This is a genomic window from Acinetobacter sp. 3657, assembly GCF_031456775.1.
Lineage (GTDB): Bacteria > Pseudomonadota > Gammaproteobacteria > Pseudomonadales > Moraxellaceae > Acinetobacter.
The window spans coordinates 1-17,029 of record NZ_JAVDVH010000021.1; the positions used below are offsets into that span (position 1 = coordinate 1).

Below are 17,029 nucleotides of genomic sequence, written 5' to 3' on the forward strand. Positions count from 1 at the left end.
AATTAATTCACCCAATCGCAATGGACCCAGGTCTACGTTTTGCGATTCGTGAAGGTGGTCGTACTGTAGGTGCTGGTGTTGTTGCGAAAGTAACTGCATAATACGATATGTGATTCAAATCGGAAGCTTCGGCTTTCGATTTGCATAATAGGTCAGTAGTTCAATTGGTAGAGCGTCGGTCTCCAAAACCGAATGTTGGGGGTTCGAGTCCCTCCTGACCTGCCACTTTTTTTAAATAAAAAAGCTTGATTCTGGCTAAGTTGTCATATAATAAGTCGCGAATTCTACGACGAGTAAAAAAATGTCGAATGATAAATCGCGTGACGCATTAAGCGACGCGCCAATTCCCCAAAGAAATAATGCTGCAGAAGTTGTGCGCTCGGGCTCTCCATTAGATATCGTCTTATGGTTGATTGCTCTAGCTTTATTGATTGGTTCAGCAATGGTAAATCAGTATTTGCCAGCCCATTGGGCACCCGCAAATGATATTTGGGTGCGCATCGGGGTAATTTTGGCTTGTATCGTCGTCGCTTTAGGTTTATTATACGCCACCCATCAAGGTAAGGGCTTTGTGCGTTTATTGCAAGATGCGCGAATAGAACTACGTCGAGTGGCTTGGCCGACAAAACAAGAGACGATCACGACCTCGTGGCAAGTGCTTTTGGTTGTAATTGTAACAGCAATTGTATTGTGGTGTTTTGATTACGGGTTAGGCTGGTTTATTAAGTTAATTATCGGGTAAGAGCGCAATGAAACGTTGGTATATTATTCATGCCTATTCAGGTTTTGAAAAACAAGTAATGCGTTCACTTAATGAACGAATTCAACGTAGCACAGTAGCTGATAGCTTTGGTGAAGTCCTTGTTCCTACTGAAGAAGTAGTGGAAATGAAGGACGGAAAGAAGCGCAAGTCTGAACGTAAATTCTTTCCAGGCTATGTGTTAGTCGAAATGGAAATGAATGATGATACTTGGCACATCGTAAAAGAGTGTCCAAAGGTTCTTGGTTTTATTGGTGGAACACCAGAAAAACCAGCACCAATCACACAGCGTGAAGCAGATGCAATTCTTGCTCGTGTACGTAATCTTGGTGAAGCACCTCGTCCTAAGACGATGTTTGAACCAGGTGAAGAATTACTCGTTATTGATGGTCCGTTCACTGACTTTAAAGGGGTCGTGGAGGAAGTACAATACGAGAAGTCACGTTTAACGTTGACGATTAATGTATTTAATCGACCTACTCAGGTTGAACTCGAGTTTCGCCAAGTCGAAAAAACGATTTAATTTGAGTTGGTTGGAAAGCGCCCGATTTTGTCGGGCATTGTTGTTGTAATGCTTTGGCGTTACTTGATTTTTGGGGAGCCTAACGGCGTTTGTACCCAGAGGTAATTTTTAATGGCTAAGAAGATTGACGGCTATATCAAGCTGCAAGTCCCAGCTGGTAAAGCAAATCCATCTCCACCAATTGGTCCTGCTTTGGGTCAACGTGGTGTAAACATCATGGCATTCTGTAAAGAATTCAATGCTGCTACACAAAAACTTGAAGTTGGTTTGCCGATTCCTGTCGTGATTACTGTGTACAACGACAAGTCGTTCACTTTCATCATGAAAACTCCACCTGCATCTATTCTTCTTAAGAAAGCTGCTGGTATTCAAAAGGGTTCAGCTGTACCTAACAAAACTAAAGTGGGTAAGTTGACTCGTGCTCAACTAGAAGAAATCGCGACTACTAAAGAACCAGATTTAACTGGTGCTGATTTAGACGCTCGTGTTCGTACCATCGCTGGTTCTGCACGTTCTATGGGCTTGGAAGTGGAGCTATAAGACATGGCAAAGTTAACTAAACGTCAAAAAGCCATTGCTGCTGCTGTAGAAGCAAACAAAGTTTACACTTTGGAAGAAGCAGTACAAGTTCTCAACAGCCTTCCAGCTGCTAAGTTCAAAGAATCTCTAGATGTAGCGGTAAACCTTGGGGTTGATCCACGTAAATCTGATCAAGTGGTTCGTGGTGCGACAACTTTACCTGCGGGTACTGGTAAAACTGTACGTGTTGCAGTGTTTGCACAAGGTGCTGCTGCTGAAGCTGCTAAAGCTGAAGGCGCTGATATCGTTGGTTTTGAAGACTTAGCTGAAAGCATTCAGAAAGGTAATCTTGACTTTGATGTTGTGATTGCTGCACCTGACGCTATGCGTGTTGTAGGTAAGCTTGGTACGATTCTTGGTCCACGTGGCTTAATGCCAAACCCTAAAGTGGGTACAGTGACTCCTGATGTTGCGAATGCAGTTAAAAACGCTAAATCTGGTCAAGCACGTTACCGTGTCGACAAAGCGGGTATTATCCACGCTGCGATCGGTCAACTTGGCTTTAGCGAAGAAGCTGTACGTCAAAACGTTGAAGCTTTGATTGCAGACTTGAAAAAGTTAAAACCTGCAACATCTAAAGGCGTATACGTTAAAAAGATCACTTTGAGCTCTACTATGGGTCCTGGTTTGATCGTTGACGTAAGCAATATTTCTAAATAATTTAGAAAAGAATTTTAAAGCCCTGAGTAATATTTGAAGCACTGCTTCAAATATTGCGCAAGAGAAACCGGTTTCGGATTACTTGCAAACTTAGGCAAACTTTGAATTGATAAATAAATATTTATCAGCGTCAAAGACCTCAGGCGAGGAATATTTTCGAATATTCTTCTTAAAAATCCAGTCTGAGTAGACGCGGTGGTGTGATTTATTCCTCCTCCGCGTGTAAGTCTGAATAAGACTTGCGAATTGGGAGTGTACTCATTTGAGTACATAAATCACCGTTAGGAGGTTTTACAATGGCTCTTCTTATCGAAGACAAAAAACAGATCGTTGCTGAAGTAAGTGAAATTGCTTCTACAGCGTTCGCTGCCGTTGTTGCTGACTACCAAGGTTTAACGGTTGAGCAATTAACTGCTCTCCGTGTTGAAGCTCGTAAGTTAGGTGTTGCTACACGTGTTGTACGTAATACTTTGGCTAAACGTGCTCTTCAAGATACGCCATTCGCTATCTTGAATGACGACCTTGTTGGTCCAACAATCTTAGCATTCTCAACTTCTGAAGACGATATGGGTGCAGCTGCACGCTTGTTCGAAGAATTTGCTAAAACTAATAAAGCATTTGAATTAAAGGCTGCCGCATTTGATGGCAAAGTTTATCAAGGTGCAGACATTAGCGTTATCGCAAATCTTCCGAACCAAGAAAAAGCGCTTACTATGCTTGCCTCTGTTCTTCAAGCTCCTATTTCGAAATTGGGTCGCTTACTTACAGCGCTTCAAGAGAAAAACGAGTCAGAAGCTGCTTAAGTTTAAATCTACTTTCACACCCTTCAATACCCAGTTGGAGTTACTCTCATGGCTTAAACAAACGAAGAAATCCTAAACGCAGTTGCTGAAAAAACTGTTCTTGAGCTTGTTTAACTTATTTCTGCTTTCGAAGAAAAATTCAACGTATCTGCTGCTGCTGTAGCTGTAGCTGCTGGTCCTGCTGCTGCTGTTGCTGAAGAGCAAACTGAATTCAACGTTGAGTTGACTTCTTTCGGCGCGAACAAAGTTGCAGTAATTAAAGCAGTACGTGAAGCGACTGGTCTTGGTCTTAAAGAAGCGAAAGATCTTGTTGAAGGCGCTCCAGCTGTTCTTAAAGAAGGCGTTTCTAAAGAAGAAGGCGAAGAGCTTAAGACTAAGCTTGAAGCTGCTGGCGCTACAGTTACACTTAAGTAATACTGTAGGGAGTCGGTTTTTTTGATAATCGGCTCCAAAAAATGGCTGATGGCTCTTGGGTCATCAGCCTTTTTGCGTTACAATAATCGGCTCGTTTTTTGTTAGTTTCGCATATAATATGCGGGTTTTTGCAATAAAAAGACTAATATCAAACGCTTAACAATGTTTTTTGCTTATAAAAATATTGTTAAGCGTTTTAATACCACTAAAAATTGCAGCATTTGTAAACAGTGGTGGCCATATCGGCCTGCGTAATCCTTCTAGGCCCGTTCTGCAGGCGGGCTTAGTTTACTTCCCGAGGACTCCAGATGGCATACTCATATACCGAAAAGAAACGGATCCGTAAGAATTTTGGTAAATTGCCCCAAGTGATGGAAGCACCGTACTTACTTTCGATTCAAGTCGATTCGTACCGTACGTTTTTACAAGGTGGCAAAACTCCAAAGAACCGCGAAGATATCGGTCTCCAAGCCGCATTTCGTTCAGTTTTTCCTATTGAAAGTTATTCTGGCAATGCTGCTTTAGAATTTGTTGAGTATAGTCTTGGTAAGCCTGAGTTTGACGTGCGTGAATGTATTTTACGTGGTTCGACTTATGCAGCACCAATGCGCGTAAAAATTCGTTTGATCATTAAAGATCGTGAAACGAAATCAATTAAAGACGTTCGTGAGCAAGAAGTGTACATGGGTGAAATGCCACTCATGACCGATAACGGTACTTTCGTTATCAATGGTACTGAGCGTGTGATCGTATCTCAGTTACACCGTTCGCCAGGTGTGTTCTTTGACCATGACAAGGGTAAAACTCACTCAAGTGGTAAAGTGTTGTATTCAGCACGTATTATCCCTTACCGTGGTTCATGGTTAGACTTTGAATTTGACGCAAAAGATCTTGTGTTTGTACGTATTGACCGTCGTCGTAAATTGTTGGCGACTGTGATTTTACGTGCTTTAAATTATAGCAATGCGCAAATTTTGAATTTGTTCTACGAAAAAGTACCTGTATATCTTGATATGGGTAGCTATCAAATTGACCTCATTCCAGATCGCTTGCGCGGAGAAATGGCGCAGTTTGATATTGCAGACAATGACGGCAAAGTGATTGTAGAGCAAGGTAAACGTATTAATGCGCGTCACGTACGTCAAATGGAAGCGGCTAACTTAGCCAAGCTTTCTGTACCTGATGAATACTTGTATGAGCGTATCACCGCTGAAGATATCCCATTAAAAGATGGTGAGGTGATTGCTGCAAATACCTTGTTAAGCCATGAAGTAATGGTGAAGTTAGCTGAAGGCGGTGTTAAGCAATTTAACATCCTATTTACTAACGATATCGACCGTGGTTCTTTTATTGCTGATACGTTACGTGCAGATACTACAACGGGTCGTGAAGAAGCACTCGTTGAAATTTACAAAGTAATGCGTCCAGGTGAGCCACCGACGAAAGAAGCTGCAGATAATTTATTTAATAACTTATTCTTCTCTTCTGAGCGTTATGACTTGTCGCCTGTTGGTCGTATGAAGTTTAACCGTCGCTTGGGTCGTCCATACGAAGTCGGTACTGATCAAAAGTCTCGTGAAGTTGAAGGTATTTTATCGCACGACGATATCATTGATGTACTTCGTACATTGGTTGAAATCCGTAACGGTAAAGGTGAAGTCGACGATATCGACCACTTGGGTAACCGTCGCGTACGTTCTGTTGGTGAAATGACAGAAAACCAATTCCGTGTTGGTTTAGTACGTGTTGAGCGTGCTGTTAAAGAGCGTTTAAGCCAAGCTGAAGCGGATAACCTGTCTCCACAGGATTTGATCAACGCAAAACCAGTTGCTGCTGCGATCAAAGAGTTCTTTGGTTCAAGCCAATTGTCTCAGTTCATGGATCAAAACAACCCATTATCTGAAATTACACACAAACGTCGTGTATCAGCGCTTGGGCCTGGTGGTTTGACACGTGAACGTGCGGGCTTTGAGGTTCGTGACGTACATCAAACGCATTATGGTCGTGTTTGTCCAATTGAAACGCCTGAAGGTCCAAACATTGGTTTGATCAACTCGCTTTCTGTTTATGCAAAAACAAACAACTTTGGTTTCTTAGAAACACCTTACCGTAAAGTTGTAGATGGTCGTGTTACTGATGCGGTTGAGTATTTATCTGCGATTGAAGAAGTAGGTACTGTTATTGCACAGGCCGATTCAGCAATTGATAAAGAAGGTACTTTGACTGAAGAAATGGTTTCTGTACGTCATCAGGGTGATTTCGTTCGTATGTCACCTGAGCGTGTCACTCATATGGATGTATCTGCACAGCAGGTTGTTTCTGTTGCAGCGTCATTGATTCCGTTCCTTGAACACGATGATGCGAACCGTGCATTGATGGGTTCAAACATGCAGCGTCAGGCAGTTCCAACGTTACGTGCTGACAAGCCGCTTGTTGGTACGGGTATGGAAGCAAACGTAGCGCGTGACTCTGGTGTGTGTGTGATCGCAAACCGTGGTGGTGCGATTGAGTATGTTGATGCCTCACGTATCGTTATTCGTGTAAACGAAGATGAAATGATTGCTGGTGAAGCAGGTGTAGATATCTACAACCTGATCAAATATACCCGTTCGAACCAAAATACCTGTATCAACCAAAATGTTATCGTAAACATGGGCGACAAAGTTGCGCGTGGTGATATCTTGGCTGATGGTCCATCGACGGACATGGGTGAGCTTGCGCTTGGTCAAAACATGCGCGTCGCGTTCATGACATGGAACGGTTATAACTACGAAGACTCGATCTTACTTTCAGAGCGTGTGCTTCAAGAAGACCGTTTAACTTCTATTCATATCCAAGAGTTGTCATGTGTTGCACGTGATACCAAATTAGGTGCAGAAGAAATCACTGCCGATATTCCTAACGTTGGTGAAGCAGCGCTTTCTAAGTTGGATGAGTCTGGTATTGTTTATATCGGTGCTGAAGTTACAGCAGGTGACATCCTTGTTGGTAAAGTTACACCTAAAGGTGAAACACAGTTAACACCTGAAGAAAAATTACTTCGTGCTATCTTTGGTGAAAAAGCAGCTGACGTAAAAGATTCATCTTTACGCGTTCCATCTGGTACCAAGGGTACAGTGATCGATGTTCAAGTCTTCACACGTGATGGTTTGGAAAAAGATGATCGTGCACAAGCGATTGAAAAAGCACAGCTTGATGCTTACCGTAAAGATTTGAAAGAAGAATACAAAATCTTTGAAGAAGCAGCACGTGAACGTATTGTTCGCTTGTTGAAAGGCAAAGAGTCTAATGGTGGCGGTACAACGAAGCGCGGCGATAAACTTGCAGAAGATATGTTGTCTGGTTTAGAGCTGGTTGATTTGTTAGAAATCCAACCAACAGATGAAGCAATCGCTGAACGTTTAACTCAAATTCAGGTATTCTTGAAAGAGAAGAGTATCGAGATTGATGAGAAATTTGCTGAGAAGAAACGCAAACTCTCTACAGGTGATGAATTAACAACGGGTGTATTAAAAGTTGTTAAGGTTTACCTTGCAGTGAAACGTCGTATCCAACCAGGTGATAAGATGGCGGGTCGTCACGGGAACAAGGGTGTTGTCTCTAACATCTTACCTGTTGAAGATATGCCACATGATGCCAATGGTGTACCTGTTGACATCGTATTGAACCCATTGGGTGTACCGTCGCGTATGAACGTGGGTCAGATTCTTGAAACCCATTTGGGCTTGGCGGCAAAAGGTTTAGGTGAGCAGATCGATAAGATGCTGCAACAACAACGTACCGTTGCTGAACTTCGTTTGTTCCTTGATAAGATTTACAACAAAGTTGGTGGCGAGCAAGAAGATCTTGATAGCTTAACTGATGAAGAAGTGTTGAAACTTGCAGGTAACTTACGTGCAGGTGTTCCTTTGGCAACACCAGTTTTTGATGGTGCTGAAGAAAGCCAAATTAAAGAATTACTTGAACTTGCTGAATTGCCGCGTTCTGGTCAACAGACTTTGTTTGATGGCCGTACAGGTGAACAGTTTGACCGTCCTGTAACTGTTGGTTACATGTATATGCTCAAATTGAACCACTTGGTTGATGACAAAATGCACGCGCGTTCAACTGGTTCTTACTCGCTTGTGACACAGCAGCCGCTTGGTGGTAAAGCACAATTCGGTGGTCAGCGTTTTGGTGAGATGGAAGTCTGGGCACTTGAAGCATATGGTGCAGCATATACACTCCAAGAAATGCTCACTGTGAAATCGGATGACGTCGAAGGTCGTACTCGCATCTATAAGAATATTGTAGATGGTAACCATTATATGGATCCGGGTATGCCTGAATCGTTCAACGTATTGACCAAAGAGATCCGTTCTTTAGGTATCAACATTGAACTGAAAAATGGTGACTAATTAGCCATTAATCCCCCGAGCCCCCTTTACGAAAGGGGGAGTTCCCACTTGAAAGGGTAGGAGCTTCCCTCCTTAGAAAAAGAAGGGACTGAGGGAGGATTATTCAGTTAAAAAACAATATTTGTGACCCAGTCGGGCGAGCTTAGCTCCCTGACACACGGAGAAAAAAATTGAAAGACTTGCTCGATATCATGCGTAAGAAAACGGATTCAGAAGGTCATGCACCTGTTGAATTTGACCGTATCCGTATTGGTCTTGCGTCACCAGAAATGATTAAGTCATGGTCTCACGGTGAAGTAAAAAAACCAGAAACCATTAATTACCGTACTTTTAAACCTGAACGTGACGGTTTGTTCTGTGCCAAAATCTTTGGTCCAGTTAAAGATTACGAATGCTTGTGTGGCAAATACAAGCGTATGAAATATAAAGGCGTCATTTGTGAAAAATGTGGCGTCGAGGTTACGACTGCTAAAGTACGTCGTGAGCGCATGGGTCACATTGATCTTGCTTCGCCAGTTGCGCATATTTGGTTCTTAAAATCATTGCCAAGCCGCATCGGTTTGTTACTTGATATGACATTACGTGACATCGAACGCGTCTTGTATTTTGAATCATATGTCGTTACAGATCCAGGCATGACTCCGTTTGAAAAGTATCAACTTTTAACAGACGAAGAATACTTCAATGCGCTTGAAGAACATGGCGATGAATTCACTGCAAAAATGGGTGCTGAAGCAATCCAAGATCTATTGAAAGATATCGATCTTGAAGCTGAAATTGCACGTTTGCGTGAAGAAATTCCTCAAACAACGTCTGAGACGAAACTTAAAAAAGCGTCTAAGCGTTTGAAATTGATGGAAGCTTTCAAAGATTCAAACAACAAGCCAGAATGGATGGTGTTGACAGTACTTCCAGTACTTCCACCAGATCTTCGTCCACTTGTACCACTTGAAGGTGGTCGTTTTGCGACGTCTGACTTGAATGATCTTTATCGTCGCGTGATTAACCGTAACAACCGTTTGAAGCGTCTACTTGACCTATCAGCACCAGACATTATCGTGCGTAACGAAAAACGTATGTTGCAAGAGTCTGTCGATGCGTTGTTAGACAACGGTCGTCGTGGTCGTGCGATTACAGGTTCGAACAAACGTCCATTGAAATCTTTGGCAGATATGATCAAAGGTAAGCAAGGTCGTTTCCGTCAGAACTTGCTCGGTAAGCGTGTTGACTATTCTGGTCGTTCGGTTATTACTGTTGGTCCTACTTTACGTCTTCACCAATGTGGTCTTCCGAAGAAAATGGCACTTGAATTATTCAAGCCATTTATTTTCGCAAAATTACAAGCATCAGGTCAGGCTACAACCATTAAAGCTGCGAAGAAAATGGTTGAGCGTGAAACACCTGAAGTTTGGGACGTTCTAGCATCTGTAATTCGTCAACATCCAGTGATGTTGAACCGTGCGCCAACACTTCACCGTCTAGGTCTTCAAGCATTTGAACCTATTCTGATCGAAGGTAAGGCAATCCGTCTCCACCCACTCGTATGTGCTGCGTTTAACGCCGACTTCGATGGTGACCAAATGGCGGTACACGTTCCATTGACGCTTGAAGCACAGTTAGAAGCTCGTGCCTTGATGATGTCAACCAACAACATCTTGTCACCTGCAAATGGTGAGCCGATCATCGTTCCTTCTCAGGACGTTGTCTTGGGTCTTTACTACATCACACGTGATGCGGTAAATGCCAAAGGTGAAGGCATGATGTTTGCGGATACACACGAAGTAAACCGTGCGTTGGCAACTGGTCAAGTTGCGATTCATGCACGCGTAAAAGTACGTGTACATCAAACAGTGATCGATGAAAATGGTCAACGTGAACAACAAACCATTATTGTTGATACCACGCCTGGTCGTTGCTTATTGTGGGAAGTTGTTCCACAAGGTTTAAGCTTTGAATCGATTAACCTTGAGATGACCAAGAAAAACATCTCTAAGTTGATTAACTCTTGTTACCGTAAACTTGGTTTGAAAGATACCGTTATCTTCGCTGACCAATTGATGTATTTGGGCTTCCGTCAAGCGACGCGTTCAGGTGTATCCGTCGGTATGGAAGACATGTTGATTCCACCAACCAAGTATACGATTATCGATAAAGCTGAAACAGAAGTTCGTGAAATCGAACAACAGTTTGAGCAAGGTTTCGTAACAGCGGGTGAGCGTTACAACAAGGTTGTCGATATTTGGGCACGTACCAATGACCAAGTTGCGAAAGCAATGATGGACAACTTGTCTTTTGTTACGGTTAAAAACCGTGACGGTGTTGATGAGAAGCAGAAATCATTTAACTCAATTTATATGATGTCTGACTCTGGTGCCCGTGGTAGTGCGGCGCAGATTCGTCAGCTTGCTGGTATGCGTGGTTTGATGGCGAAACCAGATGGTTCGATCATTGAAACGCCGATTAAAGCAAACTTCCGTGAAGGTTTGACAGTACTTCAGTACTTCATTTCAACACACGGTGCACGTAAAGGTTTGGCCGATACTGCATTGAAAACTGCAAACTCTGGTTACTTAACGCGTCGTCTAGTCGATGTAGCACAAGATTTGGTGATTACTGAGCCTGATTGTGGTACAGCTGGCGGTTTAGTGATGACACCATTCATTCAAGGTGGTGACGTGATTGAGCCATTACGCGATCGCGTATTGGGTCGTGTAACAGCTGAAGATGTACGTCGTGCGTCTGATGATGAAGTGGTATTGCCACGTGGTACGTTAATCGATGAGAAAATCGCTGCTCAGCTTGAAGAAGCGGGTGTCGATGAAGTTAAAGTACGTTCAGTGATTGCATGTGAATCTACCTTCGGTGTATGTGCACGTTGTTATGGCCGTGATCTTGCACGTGGTCACTTGGTGAACCCAGGTGAGTCTGTTGGTGTAATGGCTGCACAGTCAATCGGTGAACCAGGTACACAGTTAACGATGCGTACCTTCCACGTCGGTGGTGCTGCGAGCCGAACATCTGCTGCAAACAGTGTTCAAGTCCGTAATAAAGGTACTGTACGTTTCCACAATGTGAAAACAGTAGAACATAACAAAGGTCACTTGGTTTCAGTTTCACGTTCAGGTGAAATTGGTATTGCGGATGACTTAGGTCGTGAGCGTGAGCGCTATAAACTTCCTTACGGTGCAAGCATCTTGTTGAAAGATGGCGAGTCTGTAGAAGCGGGCGGTATCGTTGCGACTTGGGATCCACATACCCATCCACTTGTGACAGAAGTTGCGGGTAAAGCACGCTTCAGCCAAATCGCTGATGGTGTGACTGCGACCTCTAAAACAGATGATGCAACAGGTATGACCACTGTTGAAATCTTACCAGTTACAGCACGTCCTGCTTCTGGTAAAGATTTGCGTCCTGCAATCGTGTTGGATACAACCGATGGTGGTGAACAGTTCTACTTCTTACCACAAAACACGATCGTAACCGTTCGTGATGGTGCAACGATTGGTGTCGGTGATGTACTTGGTCGTGTACCACAAGAAACTTCACGTACACGTGATATTACCGGTGGTCTACCGCGTGTAGCTGATTTGTTCGAAGCACGTAAGCCGAAAGAGCATGCAATCTTGGCTGAAGTGTCAGGTGTTGTAAGTTTTGGTAAAGAGACTAAAGGTAAGAACCGTTTGGTGATTACACCAGATGATGGTTCTGAGATTTACGAAGAGCTTATTCCGAAATGGCGTACCATTAACGTGTTTGAAGGCGAACATGTGAATCGTGGTGAAACCATTTCTGATGGCCCGCAGAATCCACATGATATCTTGCGTTTGAAAGGTGAAGTGGCATTGACCAACTACATCGTGAACGAAGTTCAAGATGTATATCGTCTCCAAGGTGTAAAAATCAACGATAAGCACATTGAAGTTATCGTACGTCAAATGTTGCGTAAAGTTGATATTACTGAGGGTGGTGATACCAGCTTCATCAAAGGCGAGCAAGTGGATTACATTCGCGTTGTTCAAGAGAACCAAGCGGTGTCTGCTCAGAATAAATTCTCTGCGAAGTTTGAGCGTTTATTAATGGGTATTACCAAAGCGTCGCTTTCTACTGACTCATTTATTTCTGCTGCATCGTTCCAGGAAACAACACGTGTGTTAACTGAAGCGGCTGTAACAGGTAAAGAAGATGACTTACGTGGCTTGAAAGAAAACGTGGTTGTGGGTCGTTTGATCCCAGCGGGTACGGGTCTTGCGTATCACTTAGAACGTCGTCGTCAAGAAGCTGAAGCTGCTGAATTAGAACTTCACAATGACTTTAGTGAAGTTGACCAAGCATTTAGCCAAGCGTTGAACTCTGATCAATTCTAAGTTCTAGCTAAATCAAAAAAGACACCTTCGGGTGTCTTTTTTTGTGGAGAAAATGAGAGCAAAGCCTTACAAAAACACCTCAGAGCGTTAATGTTTCATTACCGGATCTGAATAGATACTTCATGAAACATGACTATCTTATTGCATAGAAAGAGAGGAGTAGTTCCAATGAAAAAAATGATGATGCTTACGGGTGTTGTGCTTATGTCAACGACAATCTTGGCAGGTTGTCAGCACGCAAGTCCAGAAAGTAAACGTATCGGTGCTGCAGCAATTGGCGGTGGTGCAGGTGGTGCTGTAGGTAAAAATCTAGGTGGTAATTTAGGTGCGGGCCTTGGTGCAGCTGTTGGAGCTGGTGTTGCAGCGAATACAAAAGGTGCGAATAGTAAGAATACACGTAACAGTGCGATAGGTGCTGGCGTAGGTGCATGGCTGGGTGGTGCAGTATTAGGTGGTGAAGCAGGTGCGGCAACAGGTGGTGCACTAGGCGGTAGTGCTGGTGCTGCGTATGGCGAAAAAAAGGGTAAGTACTAAAAATACGCTGAGTGTTTATTAGAAATTTGAAGAAGCTCTTATTTTGATAAGGGCTTTTTTAATTAGGTGGCATTGCAATAGTAAGCTTTCCAGATAGCATGATGGGATCAATACTGCGGGAGGTCAGAAGCTTTGCACAACTGCCATGTTCTGATACGGATATGTTTAGAAATTTTTAAACAGCTTTTAAAACACTAAACTTATGCTCGATTTGGCTCTTGATTGGCTCAGGGCTATGCAGTTCTAGCGAGATGGATTGCTGAATAGGGGAAGGTGCTTTACAAAATTTCAATCGATTAGGACAGTGTGATAACACAATATGATCAAAATACTCATAAAAGAAGATTATGCTTTTTATAAGAACAGAAGGAGTGAATACGGTCATGAAAAAAACAATTGCTTTAGTTTCTGCTGCTATGTTGTCTACGGTTATGTTTACAGGCTGTCAAAATATGAGTGCATCTGATCAACGTATTGGTGCGGCTGCATTAGGTGGTGCTGTAGGCGGTGGTGTAGGTAATCATGTTGGTGGTGGTCTCGGTGCTGGTGTCGGTGCGGCAGCAGGTGCTGGTGTTGGTGCAAATACCCAAGGTGGTAGTAGCAAGACCACGACCAGTAGTGCCGTCGGTGCAGGTATTGGCTCGGTTGTCGGTAAAGCCATCTTTGGCGGCGACTCGGGTGCTGCGATTGGTGGCGCGATCGGTGGTGGTGCTGGTGCCGCAATCCAAGAAAAGAAATAGTTCTTGGAGCTTTCAACAGCCTTAAATGTGATGAATAAGAATGTCTGCAAGCGATAAAGTGCAGGCATTTTTTATTTTTAAGCGCTTTTATTTTGATGTGGCTTTCGGCTTTTTACGACGGATGTATAAAACTTTTTCAACTTCCGCAATGCGTGTGCCAGCATCATCGATGATATTTAAGGTGTAATGACGTAACACGGGTTTATGATTTTCAGCCAATTGCTTAATTTCTGCAATTTCCACGGCACTGAGTTTAATATCTGCATAAACCGTATTGCGACCGGGTGATATAAAATTAATGGTGGCGCTTTTATCCCAGACGATATATTTATGCCCGAGGTGGTGCATCAGGATTAGCATATAAAACGGATCAACCATTGAATATAAACTACCACCAAAATGTGTACCCACAATATTACGATTTTTTCTGGTAAGCGGCATTTTGACTCGAATGTGGTAATTATCCAAATCCATGGTCTCAATCGCAATTCCTGCACCACGATACGGGGAGTAGTGGTTGATCATAAATTTTGCAACCACAGGAATGGTTCGAATTTTTTTGAAAAAGCTTTTCATGGTCAATTTTTTTTCTTACAACTCAATTCATACTGCATAAGTATCATTTTTATAGTATCGCTGGCAATGGCTGATTGAACGACCAAGCCGTCTGAAAACAAAATGGGAAACAATTATGCAAGTACAAGTAGAAACTGTAACAACCTCTGATCAGCAAACGCTGTGTGTAAAAACATGGGGTGATGAGAAAAAGCCAGCATTGGTGTTAGTACATGGCTATCCTGACAACCAAGAAGTATGGGAACCGATTATTGAAAAACTGGTGAATGATTATTTTGTTGTCACCTATGATGTACGTGGTGCAGGCTTATCTTCGATTCCAAAACGCATTAAAGACTATCGGTTACCGCGCTTATCATTAGATTTACAAGAAGTCGTTGATCAGGTATTACCGAATCGTAATTTTCATATGGCAGCGCATGATTGGGGTTCTTTACAATCATGGGAGTCGGCGACTGAACCAAAATTAAAAGGTCGTTTATTGTCTTATACGACGATTTCAGGGCCTTGCTTAGATCATGCATCTTTGTATTTACGTGAAAAATTTAAATCAGCACCGAGCCATGTGTTAAAAATGTTGACCAAATCTTGGTACATCGGCGCATTCCATTTACCTCTACTTGCACCAACGGTATGGACTTTGTTTAGTCCTGAGAAGTGGGGCAAGGTGTTAAGCGGCCTAGAGAAAAAACAAGATTTACCTTTGAATGCAAATATTGTGGCAGATGGCAAATATGGGATTAATCTATACCGCGCTAATTTTATTCCATCTTTAACTCAACCGCGCCAACGTTATGCTCAATGCCCTGTACAGGCTGTTGTCTTAAAAAGAGATGCTTTTGTTAGCCCTGAATATATTACGGAATCTATGCCGAAATGGGTTGAGAACTTTGAGTATGTTGAGTTGGATGCCAACCATTGGGCGGTGTTGAGCCAACCCGAAAAAATTGCGGATTATATTCGTCAATTTATCGTGAAAAATGCATAAATAAAAATCACGTGATGGCAATCGCAGAATTTAAACTCTGCTAAAATGGCGACCTCGTTTCATTTAGTTCAAAGTTATGTTTGCAATTCTTGCTGCGGTTGCTGTCATGTTCGGTCTTTCCTTGGGCCGAGTTCCTGTTGTTTTTGCTTTAGTGATTGGTGCTTTGACAGGCGGTTTACTGGCTGGTTTGGGGTTACAAGGAACATTAGATGCATTTAATAATGGTCTAGGTGGCGGAGCGAAAATCGCACTTGCCTATGGGGTGCTAGGTGCATTTGCCTTGGCCTTGGCGCGTTCTGGGTTGCCTGATTTATTGGCCTATAAACTCGTTAAAATTCTTAAAAATGATACCGACATTCGTGCTCAAAAACAGGTGAAATTTCTTATATTTTTCACTGTTGGCTTAGCTGCGATTGCCTCACAAAATGTCATTCCAGTTCATATTGCATTTATTCCTGTCTTAATTCCGCCTTTATTGAGTGTGTTTAATCATTTGCACTTAGACCGTAGAGCAATTGCGAGTGTGCTGACCTTCGGTTTGGTTGCAACCTATATGTTCCTGCCAATGGGATTTGGGGCAATTTTCTTAAATGATATCCTTGCACATAACATCAATCATTTTGGTCAAGGCTACGGCTTGCAGATCAGTAATGAGCAGATTCCCCGTGCGATGATGATTCCTGTTGGCGGAATGTTTTTAGGTCTACTGGTTGCTGTATTTATTAGTTACCGTAAGCCGCGTGTTTATGAAGATAAACCCTTACATAACGTGACACGTAGTATTGTCGGAGAGATGGCGCAACAGCAACAAGCGCCTCAAATTGCCACTTTTACCTTATGGATGGCGGCCTTTGCGATTATTGCAACCATTGCGGTGCAGCTTTATTCAGATTCGATGATTGTTGCTGGCTTGGTGGGTGTGGCCATATTAAGTTGTGCGGGTATCTTTAAGTGGAAAGAGGCTGATGATGTCATCGTCAGTGGGATGCGAATGATGGCATTGGTTGGATTCACCATGATTGCTGCGCAAGGTTTTGCTGCTGTCATTGAGGCGACCAATCAAGTTCCTGATCTAGTCAAAGCAACTGCTGGTTGGATTGGTGATAGTAAAGCTCTCGCTGCTTTGGTCATGCTTTTGGTCGGGCTATTGATTACTTTAGGGATCGGTTCTTCATTTTCAACGGTGCCAATTCTTGCGATTATTTATGTCCCGTTATGTTTGCAATTTGGCTTTAGCCCAATGGCAACGATTGCATTGATTGGTACGGCTGCGGCATTAGGAGATGCGGGTTCTCCTGCATCGGACTCAACTTTGGGTCCAACATCGGGTTTGAATTTAGATGGGCAGCATGACCATATGCGGGATACGGTTGTACCGACCTTCATACATTTTAATATTCCATTGATTGTCTTCGGCTGGATCGCCGCGATGGTTCTTTAATACAAAAATGGCTCTAATTAGGGCCATTTTTAATATTAAGAAATAATAAAATGATGATCGATGCTTAAAATAATATTTTTGTTTTCTAATGAATCGCTTTTATTATCATGCGATGGTTGATTATAAAATTTGGTTTTAATTTAATTATCTGGTTATAAAGTGACATTTTTTGTCTTTTATGTGATTTTGCTTGTGTTTTTATCAAGGCTTCATTCTTAAATAAAACTACATTATTTGATTTTTAAATCGC

At 42.7% G+C, this 17,029-nt stretch carries 13 protein-coding genes, 1 tRNA gene and 1 pseudogene; 14 read left to right on the plus strand and 1 reads right to left on the minus strand.

Features of this window, described 5'->3' with window-relative positions:
* The 12 genes and pseudogenes from J2Y37_RS15215 to J2Y37_RS15270 all read left to right on the plus strand — a co-directional run.
* A partial coding sequence (locus tag J2Y37_RS15215; RefSeq protein ID WP_075912487.1) for an elongation factor Tu occupies positions 1–101 on the plus strand: 101 nt, incomplete at its 5' end.
* 48 nt (positions 102–149) lie between these two features.
* Positions 150–225: transfer RNA gene (locus J2Y37_RS15220), tRNA-Trp, on the plus strand.
* 76 nt (positions 226–301) lie between these two features.
* Positions 302–742, plus strand: coding sequence for a preprotein translocase subunit SecE (gene secE, locus J2Y37_RS15225; protein WP_004668260.1), 441 nt, complete (start codon positions 302–304; stop codon positions 740–742).
* A gap of 7 nt (positions 743–749) precedes the next feature.
* Positions 750–1,283 carry a transcription termination/antitermination protein NusG gene (gene nusG / locus J2Y37_RS15230; RefSeq protein ID WP_004668261.1) on the plus strand — a complete coding sequence of 178 codons (534 nt, stop codon included), beginning with the start codon at positions 750–752 and terminating at the stop codon, positions 1,281–1,283.
* A 111-nt stretch (positions 1,284–1,394) separates the two neighbouring features.
* Positions 1,395–1,823, plus strand: a complete 429-nt coding sequence (gene rplK / locus J2Y37_RS15235; protein WP_004668262.1) for a 50S ribosomal protein L11 — start codon at positions 1,395–1,397, stop codon at positions 1,821–1,823.
* A gap of 3 nt (positions 1,824–1,826) precedes the next feature.
* Positions 1,827–2,522: a 50S ribosomal protein L1 gene (rplA, locus tag J2Y37_RS15240; RefSeq protein ID WP_004668264.1), complete on the plus strand. Its 696-nt coding sequence runs from the start codon at positions 1,827–1,829 to the stop codon at positions 2,520–2,522.
* Between the two features lie 296 nt (positions 2,523–2,818).
* Positions 2,819–3,325 carry a 50S ribosomal protein L10 gene (gene rplJ, locus J2Y37_RS15245; protein WP_004668265.1) on the plus strand — a complete coding sequence of 169 codons (507 nt, stop codon included), beginning with the start codon at positions 2,819–2,821 and terminating at the stop codon, positions 3,323–3,325.
* 69 nt (positions 3,326–3,394) lie between these two features.
* Positions 3,395–3,739, plus strand: a pseudogene (gene rplL / locus J2Y37_RS15250) (50S ribosomal protein L7/L12).
* A gap of 308 nt (positions 3,740–4,047) precedes the next feature.
* Positions 4,048–8,136, plus strand: coding sequence for a DNA-directed RNA polymerase subunit beta (gene rpoB / locus J2Y37_RS15255; RefSeq protein ID WP_004668270.1), 4,089 nt, complete (start codon positions 4,048–4,050; stop codon positions 8,134–8,136).
* A gap of 170 nt (positions 8,137–8,306) precedes the next feature.
* Positions 8,307–12,500 carry a DNA-directed RNA polymerase subunit beta' gene (gene rpoC, locus J2Y37_RS15260; protein WP_004668274.1) on the plus strand — a complete coding sequence of 1,398 codons (4,194 nt, stop codon included), beginning with the start codon at positions 8,307–8,309 and terminating at the stop codon, positions 12,498–12,500.
* Between the two features lie 168 nt (positions 12,501–12,668).
* Complete coding sequence (locus tag J2Y37_RS15265) at positions 12,669–13,034, plus strand: hypothetical protein (RefSeq protein ID WP_004668275.1); 366 nt, start codon at positions 12,669–12,671, stop codon at positions 13,032–13,034.
* 383 nt (positions 13,035–13,417) lie between these two features.
* A complete protein-coding gene (locus J2Y37_RS15270; protein WP_004668277.1) occupies positions 13,418–13,774 on the plus strand; it encodes a YMGG-like glycine zipper-containing protein in 357 nt (118 codons plus the stop codon).
* 87 nt (positions 13,775–13,861) lie between these two features.
* Here J2Y37_RS15270 and J2Y37_RS15275 read toward each other — a convergent pair whose 3' ends face one another.
* Positions 13,862–14,350 (minus strand): DUF4442 domain-containing protein, encoded by a 489-nt coding sequence (locus J2Y37_RS15275; RefSeq protein ID WP_349033355.1) that lies wholly within the window; start codon positions 14,348–14,350, stop codon positions 13,862–13,864.
* Positions 14,351–14,465: 115 nt separating this feature from the next.
* Here J2Y37_RS15275 and J2Y37_RS15280 point away from each other — a divergent pair, with 115 nt between their 5' ends.
* Positions 14,466–15,338 carry an alpha/beta fold hydrolase gene (locus J2Y37_RS15280; protein WP_004668279.1) on the plus strand — a complete coding sequence of 291 codons (873 nt, stop codon included), beginning with the start codon at positions 14,466–14,468 and terminating at the stop codon, positions 15,336–15,338.
* A 76-nt stretch (positions 15,339–15,414) separates the two neighbouring features.
* The gene (locus tag J2Y37_RS15285; protein ID WP_349033356.1) at positions 15,415–16,779 is read left to right on the plus strand and encodes a Na+/H+ antiporter NhaC family protein; all 1,365 of its coding nucleotides are present in this window, start codon (positions 15,415–15,417) and stop codon (positions 16,777–16,779) included.
* Positions 16,780–17,029 lie beyond the last annotated feature (250 nt).